The 9,136-nt window shown below is 66.2% G+C and carries 10 protein-coding genes; 6 read left to right on the top strand and 4 right to left on the bottom strand.

All coding sequences use genetic code 11. From position 1 onward, the window contains the following. Positions 1-123: 123 nt before the first annotated feature. The 3 genes from H0T81_RS07365 (at position 124) to H0T81_RS12770 (ending at position 2,147) form a co-directional block, all read left to right on the top strand. A complete protein-coding gene (locus H0T81_RS07365) occupies positions 124-1,029 on the top strand; it encodes a hypothetical protein (RefSeq protein WP_294011418.1) in 906 nt (301 codons plus the stop codon). A 114-nt stretch (positions 1,030-1,143) separates the two neighbouring features. Further along, entirely contained in the window at positions 1,144-1,641 is a 498-nt protein-coding gene (locus H0T81_RS12775; RefSeq protein ID WP_366474096.1) for a hypothetical protein, read from the top strand. After that, positions 1,551-2,147 carry a hypothetical protein gene (locus H0T81_RS12770; protein ID WP_366474095.1) on the top strand — a complete coding sequence of 199 codons (597 nt, stop codon included), beginning with the start codon at positions 1,551-1,553 and terminating at the stop codon, positions 2,145-2,147. The genes H0T81_RS12775 and H0T81_RS12770 overlap by 91 nt, the downstream gene beginning before the upstream one ends. Here H0T81_RS12770 and H0T81_RS07355 read toward each other — a convergent pair. From H0T81_RS07355 to sucC, 4 genes are read right to left on the bottom strand one after another with little or no spacing between them, the layout of a single operon-like run. Further along, entirely contained in the window at positions 2,144-2,833 is a 690-nt protein-coding gene (locus H0T81_RS07355) for a phytanoyl-CoA dioxygenase family protein (RefSeq protein ID WP_294011416.1), read from the bottom strand. The two genes, H0T81_RS12770 and H0T81_RS07355, sit on opposite strands and share 4 nt — an antisense overlap. Next, positions 2,830-3,759 (bottom strand): electron transfer flavoprotein subunit alpha/FixB family protein, encoded by a 930-nt coding sequence (locus H0T81_RS07350; RefSeq protein WP_294011415.1) that lies wholly within the window; start codon positions 3,757-3,759, stop codon positions 2,830-2,832. The genes H0T81_RS07355 and H0T81_RS07350 overlap by 4 nt, the downstream gene beginning before the upstream one ends. Then, entirely contained in the window at positions 3,756-4,529 is a 774-nt protein-coding gene (locus tag H0T81_RS07345) for an electron transfer flavoprotein subunit beta/FixA family protein (RefSeq protein ID WP_294011414.1), read from the bottom strand. Before H0T81_RS07345 ends, H0T81_RS07350 begins: the two co-directional genes overlap by 4 nt. Positions 4,530-4,548: 19 nt before the next feature. Next, a complete protein-coding gene (gene sucC, locus H0T81_RS07340; protein ID WP_294011413.1) occupies positions 4,549-5,754 on the bottom strand; it encodes an ADP-forming succinate--CoA ligase subunit beta in 1,206 nt (401 codons plus the stop codon). 31 nt (positions 5,755-5,785) lie between these two features. Between sucC and dinB the strand changes: the two genes are divergently transcribed. From dinB to H0T81_RS07325, 3 genes are all read left to right on the top strand, one after another. After that, a complete protein-coding gene (gene dinB, locus H0T81_RS07335) occupies positions 5,786-6,904 on the top strand; it encodes a DNA polymerase IV (RefSeq protein WP_294011412.1) in 1,119 nt (372 codons plus the stop codon). A gap of 160 nt (positions 6,905-7,064) precedes the next feature. Further along, positions 7,065-7,601 (top strand): CarD family transcriptional regulator, encoded by a 537-nt coding sequence (locus H0T81_RS07330; protein WP_294011420.1) that lies wholly within the window; start codon positions 7,065-7,067, stop codon positions 7,599-7,601. A 202-nt stretch (positions 7,602-7,803) separates the two neighbouring features. Then, on the top strand, positions 7,804-9,102 hold the full coding sequence (locus tag H0T81_RS07325; protein WP_294011411.1) for an aminotransferase class V-fold PLP-dependent enzyme: 1,299 nt from the start codon (positions 7,804-7,806) through the stop codon (positions 9,100-9,102). The last annotated feature ends 34 nt before the right edge of the window (positions 9,103-9,136 follow it).

The following is a 9,136-nucleotide window of genomic DNA, read 5'->3' as shown; positions in this document are numbered from 1 at the left end:
CATCGAGCCCAAGTCTGTCCGCGCCAAATAAAATTTCGCATCCCCGGGGATGAAGCGCACGCCCGCCGCCGTTTTCCAACAAGGGGCGCTCAACTGCCCCCGGAGTTTCAAAAGGAGAATGGCATGACGAAGTCCATCTTGATCGCCGGCGCGGCAATCGCGCTCGCGACGTCGCCGGCCCACGCCGGTGGTTTGCTTGGCGGAGTCACCGGCACCGTCAACGGCACCCTCAATGGCGCTGCCAGCGGGACTCTCAACGGTTCGCTCGGCGGCCTCACAGGCGGGCCCGGCGGCGCCGGCGACTGCCTATGCTCGGCGGCCGGCGGCCTGATCGGCAAGGCCGGATCGATCAGCAACAGCGTCAGTGGCCTGGTCAGCGGGAATGCCAGCGGCTCGGCCAATGGCAACGGCTCGGCCAACGGCGTCGGCCTTGCCGGAGTCGTTACCGGCGCCGGCAATGCGGCCGGCTCCGTCGCCGGTGTCGGGAACGGCCATGGCGCCGGCAACTCCGTCGGCCTTGCTGGAATGGTCTCGGGTGCGGTCAACGCGGCCGGCTCGCTGACCAGGGCTGGGCATGGCACCGGCTCCGGGATCGTCGGCCTCGCCGGAACGGTCAATGGCTCGGGGAGCGCCAACGCCTGCCGCAAGGGCGCAAAGGCTGATGCGAACGCCAGCGGCTCGGCCAGCGGGTCGGGCACGCTCGGCCTCAATCGAGGCGGCGGAACCGGCAACCTGCCCCACCTTGGAAGCCTCAAGCCGCCCAGTCTCGGCGGCGGCGGCAGCCCGGGCGGCAACCTCGGCGACTGCCTGTGCGAAACGGCCAGCCAGCTGCTCGGCAAGTCCGGCGGCGGCGGGAAAGGCGGAACGGCCAAGTCGTCCGGCAAGGGCGGCAACAGCAACTCAGCCGCAAGTGCTCCGGCCGCCAAGAGTAGTTCGAACAAAAGCTCGGCCAATGGCTCGCGGCAGGCCAGCGCTCGATCGCCCGGTGGCGGCGGCCCGCATCAGGTAAGGCGGCACCAGTCCCACTAATCTGCCGAGTCAGTGAGGCCCCTCGGCCCGCCGCTCCCCTCCTCGGGCGGCGGGCCTTTTCTTGGCGTCCCAAGCCTCTATGGCGGGCCGATGATGGCTCTGGCGGACTGACCCATGCGCTGTTTCTGGGACGAGCGGCAACGCGCCCATACCCCCGCGGCCGAATTCTTCAACGGAGCGCTCCATGCCGCCGCCGAGCACCCGGGCAGGGTCGATGCGATCCTGGACTGCATCGGCTCGACGGAGGCGCCGGCCGATCACGGAATGGAACCGCTGCTTCGAGCGCATGCGCATGACTATGTGCAGTTCCTCCAAACCGCGCATTCGGACTGGCGCTCGGCGGGGCGCGCCGGCGACGCTTTCCCATACACATTCCCGGTGATCGGCCGCCGACCGCTGGAGCTCGACCGGATCGACGCGCGCCTTGGCCGGTACGGCTTCGACACGTCGACCCCGATTGGGAGGGGACGTGGCAAGCCAGTTACTGGAGCGCCCAGACCGCGCTCGCCGCGCTGCAGGCGGTGCTCGACGGCGAGCGCAGCGCCTTCGCTCTGTGCCGCCCGCCGGGACATCACGCCGGCAAGGATTATCTCGGCGGCTATTCCTACCTGAACAACGCCGCGATCTCAGCCGAAGCGGCGATCGCCGCCGGCCGTGCGCGCATCGCCATCCTCGACGTCGACTATCACCACGGCAACGGCACCCAGGACATCTTCTACGAGCGGGGCGACGTCGCCTACGCCTCGATCCACGCCGACCCGAGCACCGACTACCCGTTTTTCTGGGGCCATGCCGACGAAGGCGGCGCCGGCGAGGGCGAAGGCGCCACCCTCAACCTGCCGGTGCCGCGCGGCTCCGACTGGAGAGCCTACGAGCCGGCGCTCGGCCGAGCGCTCGAATGGATCGCTTCGTTCGGACCCGCGGCGCTGATCATCTCCTACGGCGCCGACACTTTTGCCGGCGACCCGATCAGCCATTTCGAACTTGATACGCGCGACTACTCGCCGATGGCGCGGCGAATCGCGTCGCTCGACCTGCCGACGCTGATCGTGATGGAAGGAGGCTATGCGGTCGAAGCGCTCGGACAGAACGTCGCCGAGTTCCTCAGCGGCTTCTAGAGCTCCAGCAGCGCCGCCCATTTCAAACCGCCTAGAAGCTCTTCTGCCGAATAGTCGATCTGCAGCACGCGCCGGCGGCCCGATCGTTTCTGCTCAGGGGATGCGTGCACGATCGCGGTAGAATACGCCCAAATGTCGCCCGCTTCCGCAAGACACGTCAGCGCTTCCTGCTTTCGGGCGTATGCCTGGACAGCATCGTCGTCGAGGCGGCCCTTGACGTGGGAGCCGGGCAGCACCGAAAGCGGCGCATTATCGTGGTCAACACCGTCGACATGCACGCGCAACGTCACCATTCGCGTTGTGATCTCATGCGGAGGCTGGACGTGCAGCTGACCGGCTTTGACCGACCACGGGCCGAAGCCGGTCACTTCGACACGCTCCTGGACGGCAATTGTCCGGTCCTGATGCCAACCCAGCCGCCAATTCGCAGCCTCGGATTTGTCGAGCAGCAAAGCGCGAACCGGCTTTGCTCCGGGGCCCAGTAGACCGGTTGCAATGCGGCCGATCGCTCCACGCGTGCCGATCAGGTCACCGATGCTCCGCAAATCATCGCATGACAGGCGTTTGCCGGGACGACGGCCGTCTCCGAAGAGCCTGGCAACTCGGTCCACCTGCTTTGCATCGAGGACAGCGCCAAAACGAATTGCACCGATCGTGCGTAATTTCGAAGCGGTGGCGCGGCTCAAAGCTTCTCGGTCAGCTCGGGGACGATCTTGAACAGATCGCCGACCAGGCCGACGTCGGCGACCTGGAAAATCGGCGCTTCCTCGTCCTTGTTGATGGCGATGATCGCCTTGGAATCCTTCATTCCGGCGAGGTGCTGGATCGCTCCCGAAATGCCGATCGCGATATAGATTTCGGGTGCGACGATCTTGCCGGTCTGGCCGACTTGATAGTCGTTGGGCGCATATCCGGCATCGACCGCAGCGCGGCTTGCGCCGACTCCGGCGCCGAGCTTGTCGGCGAGCGGGTCGAGCAGGCCGTGGAACTGCTCGGATGAGCCGAACCCGCGGCCGCCCGAAACGATGATCTTGGCGCTGGTCAGCTCGGGGCGCTCGCTTTCGCTGGTCTCGGCCGAAACGAAGCTGCTCAAGCCAGGATCGGCGCCGGCATCGACCGGCTCGACCGCCGCGCTGCCGCCGTCCCGCGCGGCCTTCTCGAACGCCGTTCCGCGGACGGTGATCACCTTCTTGGAATCGCTCGAGCGGACGGTGGCGATCGCATTGCCGGCGTAGATCGGCCGGGTGAAGGTGTTCTCGTCCTCGACCGAGATGATGTCGCTGATCTGCATCACGTCGAGCATCGCGGCGACGCGCGGCGCGAGGTTGCGGCCGGTGGTCGTCGACGGGGCGACGAACGCGTCGTGATGCTCCATCAGCTTTGCGGCGATCGGCGCGATGTTCTCGGCCAGCGCATGCTCGAGGTGCGGCGCCTCGGCGACGTGGACCTTGCCCATCCCGGCGATCTTCGCCGCCGCATCGGCGACCGGCCCCAGGTTGGTGCCGACGACCAGTCCGTGCACCTCGCCGAGCTTTGACGCGGCGGTGACCGCCGCCAGCGTCGCGTCGCGGACCTCGCCGCCCTCGTGCTCGATGTAGACCAGCACCTTCATTTGACGACTCCGAGGGCTTTCAATTTGCCGACCAGCTCATCGACGGAGCCGACCTTGATCCCGGCCTTGCGTTTCTCCGGCTCGACCACTTTGAGCGTTTCGAGCCGCCGCTTGATGTCCACTCCAAGCTCGTCCGGAGTCTTGGTCTCGAGCGGCTTCGACTTGGCCTTCATGATATTGGGCAGGCTCGCGTAGCGCGGCTCGTTCAATCGAAGGTCGGTGGTGACGACCGCGGGCAGCTTGAGCTTCAGGGTCTCGGCGCCGCCATCGACCTCGCGGGCGACCGTGACGCTGCCCCCAGGGGTATTACCTTCGACCTCGACCCTGGACGCGAAGGTCCCCTGCGGCCAGCCGAGCAGAGCCGCGAGCATCTGTCCGGTCTGGTTGCTGTCGTCGTCGATCGCCTGCTTGCCGAGGATCACCATCTGCGGCTGCTCGTCCTCCACGATCCTGGCGAGGATCTTGGCGACTGCCAGCGGCTCGACCGCCGAGCCGATTTCATCTGGCGTCTGGACCAGGATCGCCCGGTCCGCGCCCATCGCCAGCGCGGTTCGCAACGTCTCCTGCGCCTTGGCCGGTCCGATCGACACCGCCACGACCTCGGTCGCGACACCCTTCTCCTTAAGGCGCGTCGCTTCCTCGACGGCGATCTCGTCGAACGGGTTCATGCTCATCTTGACGTTGGCGAGGTCGACTCCCGAGCCGTCCATCTTGACCCGCGGCTTGACGTTGAAATCGATCACCCGCTTGACCGCGACCAGCAGCTTCATTCGTGTCTCTCCAGGATAGCTAGGCCGCCACCGACTGCTTCACTTGCGCGACGATCTTCTTGGCCGCGTCGCCGAGGTCGTCGGCGGAGATGATCGGCAATCCGCTGGTGGCAAGAATGTCCTTGCCCTGCCGGACGTTGGTGCCTTCGAGGCGAACGACCAGCGGCACGTTGAGCTCGACCTCTCGAGCGGCCGCGATGATGCCTTCGGCGATGATGTCGCAGCGCATGATCCCGCCGAAAATATTGACCAGGATGCCCTGTACCGCCGGGTCCGACAGGATGATCTTGAAAGCCGCGGTCACCTTCTCCTTGTTGGCGCCGCCGCCGACATCGCAGAAATTGGCCGGAGCGCCGCCGTTGAGCTTGATGATGTCCATGGTCGCCATCGCCAGGCCGGCGCCGTTGACCATGCAGCCGATGTCGCCGTCGAGCTTGATGTACGCGAGGTCGTGTTTCGACGCCTCGATCTCCATCGGCTCTTCTTCGCTGAGGTCGCGCAACTGCTCGAGGTCGGGGTGGCGGAACTCGGCATTGCCGTCGAACGAGACCTTTGCATCGAGCACCAGCAGCCGGCCGTCCCCGGTGACCGCGAGCGGGTTGATCTCGATCTGGCTGGCGTCGGTGCCGATGAAGGCTTCGTAGAGCTTGGCCAGCACCGATTGCGCCTGCTTGGCGAGCTCGCCTTCCAGCCCGAGCGCGGCGGCGACCGCCCGGCCGTGGTGCGGCATCAGGCCGGTTGCCGGGTCGATGGTCAGGGTCTCGATCTTCTCCGGGGTGTCGTGGGCGACGCCTTCTATATCGACCCCACCCTCGGTCGAAGCGACGATGGCGATGCGGCCGCTGCCCCGGTCGACCAGCAGCGCGAGATAGAATTCCTCGCCGATGTCGACGCCGTCGGTGATGTACAGCCGCTGGACCTTCTTGCCGGCCGGCCCCGTCTGCACGGTGACCAGCGTCTTGCCCAGCATCTCGGCCGCATGTCCGCGCACTTCGTCGACCGAATTGGCGAGCCGAACGCCGCCTTTGCCGCCCTCGCCGAGCTCCTTGAACCGGCCCTTTCCGCGGCCGCCGGCGTGGATCTGCGACTTCACCACCCACAGCGGGCCGGGGAGCTTTTCGGCCGCGGCGACCGCTTCCTCGACGCTCATCGCCGGGTAGCCCGCCGGCACCGGCACTCCGAACTTCGAGAGCAGCTCCTTGGCCTGATATTCGTGGATGTTCATGCCGCGCGGCCTTAATCAGATTGCAGCCACCATGCAAAGCGCCGAGCCGCACGCAAACCCGCAACCGGGGACCTCGCCGGACCGCCCGGTCCGCAAGATCATCCATGTCGACATGGACGCCTTCTACGCATCGGTCGAGCAGCGCGACGATCCGTCGTTGAGGGGCCGGCCGGTCGCGGTCGGCGGCGGGCATCGGGGAGTCGTCGCAGCGGCGAGCTACGAGGCGCGCAGGTTCGGGATCCGCTCCGCGATGCCGGCGGTCAGCGCCAGGCGGCGCTGCCCCGAGCTGGTGTTCGTCAAGCCGCGCTTCGACGTCTACCGGGCGGTGTCCAACCAGGTGCGCGGCATTTTCGCCGCCTACACCGACTTGATCGAGCCCTTGAGCCTCGACGAAGCCTATCTCGACGTCACGCAGGACCGACTGGGCTTCGGCAGCGCGCGGGCAATCGCCGAGGACATCCGTTTGCGGATCGCCAGGGAAACCGGGCTCACTGCGTCGGCCGGGGTCAGCTATTGCAAGCTCATCGCCAAGCTCGCGTCGGATCACAGGAAGCCGGACGGGTTGTGCGTCATCCCGCCCGAGCGCGGTGCCGAGTTCGTCTCGAGCCTGCCGGTGGCGCGCTTCCACGGCGTCGGGCCGGTCACCGCGCGCAAGATGGAGCGGCTCGGGATCTTCACCGGCGCCGACCTCCAGCGCTGGAGCCTGCCGCAGCTCGAGGCGCATTTCGGCAGCTCGGGCCACTGGTACTGGCGGATTTGCCGCGGCATCGACGAGCGCGAGGTCAGGCCCGACCGGCCGTACAAGTCGGTCAGCGCCGAGCGCACATTCGACGACGATCTGCGCGATGCCGACGCGCTTGCGGGCGAGCTCGAGCGGATCGCCGGCTACGCCTGGGCGCGCATCGAGCGGGCCCAGGTTCTGGGGCGAACGGTGACCCTGAAGGTCAAGTTCGCCGATTTCGAGCTGATCACCCGGTCGAAGAGCTTTTCAGCCCCGGTTGCGGACCTTGCCGCCTTCACCGCGGCCGGCCAGGCGCTGCTCGCCGGGCTCCATCCGCTCGCCAAGGGAATCCGGCTGCTCGGCCTTGGCCTTCATAACCTATGTGAATCCGAACTCGACCCGCCGCTGCAGCTCGGGCTAGCGATTTGAATAAATTCATGATATAGAATCCGGGCGAAGGTCACCGCGATTCCCGCGGCGGCCGGAACTAGCAGGAACGCTACAAGGCGTAAGAGCCACGACCGTTGGTCGTTTTGGGGGACGATGCGGAACGTGTCGGCTCTTTGCGCCGTGGATGGAAAGGAAAATGATGGCTTCCAAAGCGCTCAGCTTCGACGTTGGCGATTATGTCGTTTACCCCAAGCATGGTGTCGGCCGAGTGGTCGAACTCCAGAGCACCGAAATCGCCGGTATTCGTCTGGACCTCTATGTGCTGCGCTTCGAGAAGGAGCGCATGACCCTGCGCGTGCCCGTCAACAAGGCGGACGCGGTCGGGATGCGCAAGCTGTCGTCCGACAAGACCATGAAGGACGCGCTCGAGACCCTGAAGGGCAAGCCCAAGGTCAAGCGCACCATGTGGTCGCGTCGAGCGCAGGAATATGAAGCGAAGATCAACTCGGGCGACCTGACGTCGATCGCCGAGGTGACCCGCGACCTGTTCCGGGCCGACGACCAGCCCGAGCAGAGCTATTCGGAGCGGCAGATCTTCGAGGCGGCTTCCTCGCGGCTGGCCCGCGAGCTGGCGGCGATGGAGCAGACCGACGAGAAGGCGGCGCTCGTGAAGATCCTCGAGATCCTCAACCAGGCGGCCGCGATCCACAACAAGTCCAAGGAATTGGCAGCGTAGGACTGCCGGGGGCAGTCCGTAAGGCGGCCAATGCTGCCTAGCTGGCGTCTCCAAAGGCTAAGTTTAAAGGGCGCGCTCCTCGCGGGGCGCGCCCTTTTTCATTTTGCCGCTGGGCAATGTGCCGCGATGCCGCGCAAAATGAGTGGCCAGGCGACTGCCGCGTTGGGTAAGGCTAAGGCTTTGTCCCAACAGGGAGGGGCTTATGGACCGGCGTCAATTCCTCGCAGCAGCGGCGGCCGGAGGCGCGGCGGTCGCTGTTCTCCCGTCCAGTGCGAGCTCGCAGAGAACTCCGGCGTCGTCGGCTCTGCCGGACCGGGGCACGCCATGGGCGGCGATCAAGCAACAGTTCGATATCAAGCCCGGAATCGTGCAGATGTCGGCCTTCTATCTCGCCTCGCATCCGCGACCGGTTCGCGACGCGATCGAGCGGCACAGGCTCGGCCTCGACCGGGATGCCCACAGCTACATCGACGAGAACGTCGTCCGGCTGGAGCAGGCAATTCGCGACGAGGCAGCGCGCTATATGGGCGTCGACGGTGACGACCTTGCTCTGACCGACAGCACGACGATGGGGCTCGGCCTGGTCTATTCCGGTTTCGCGCTGAAGCCGGGCGAGGAAATTCTCACCGACACGCGCGACCATATCGTGACCAATCTCTCCGCGAGCTATGGCGCGGAGCAGTCTGGAGGGACGCTGCGCCAGGCGGCCCTTTACGCCGACCCGGCCACGGTGACCGCCGACGAGGTCGCCGAAAACGTGCGCAGGAACCTGCGCGACAACACGCGCCTTCTCGCAGTAACCTGGGTACATTCCGGAACCGGGGTGAAGATGCCCATCGCCCGGATCGCCGAGGTCGTCCGAGCCCACAATCGCGGCAAGTCACCGGACCGGCGCACCTATCTCGCGGTCGACGGAGTGCATGGCCTCGGGATCGAGAATGTCGCCATCCCCGCTCTCGGCGCCGATTTTTTCATCGCCGGCACGCACAAATGGCTGACCGGCCCGCGCGGAACCGGTCTCGTCTGGGCGAAGCCGGAGGCATGGGCGCTGGTCAAGCCGACGATTCCCACTTTTGACCCGATGTGGCGGTCGGGGCCAGTCGACAAACTGCCGGCCGCCGCCTGGCACACTCCGGGCGGCTTCCACAGCTTCGAGCACCGCTGGGCCCTTGCCGAAGCCTTCCGGTTTCACTCAGGCATTGGCAAGGATCGGGTCGCGGCACGAATCCACGAGCTCAACAGCCTTGCCAAGTCCGAACTGGCGAAAATGCCCAAGGTGAAGCTCCACACTCCGAGAAGCGCCGCTTTGTCGGCCGGCATCATTACCTTCGAGGTCGATGGCTACACTCCCCGACAGGTGGTGCAGCGTCTGCACGACAAGCACATCATCGCCAGTGTGATCCCGGGCTTTTACAAACCCCTGCTGGCGCGGATCGCACCGAGCCTGCTAACCTTGGAGGAAGACGTCGGGCTGACGATGCGGGCGATCGCCGCTCTCTGACTCGAGCAACGAAGCGTCACCTTGACGGCCCCGC

The sequence above is a fragment of the Sphingomonas sp. genome (assembly GCF_013812825.1).
In the GTDB taxonomy this organism is placed as follows: domain Bacteria; phylum Pseudomonadota; class Alphaproteobacteria; order Sphingomonadales; family Sphingomonadaceae; genus Sphingomicrobium.
This window is presented reverse-complemented; position numbering and strand designations above follow the sequence as displayed.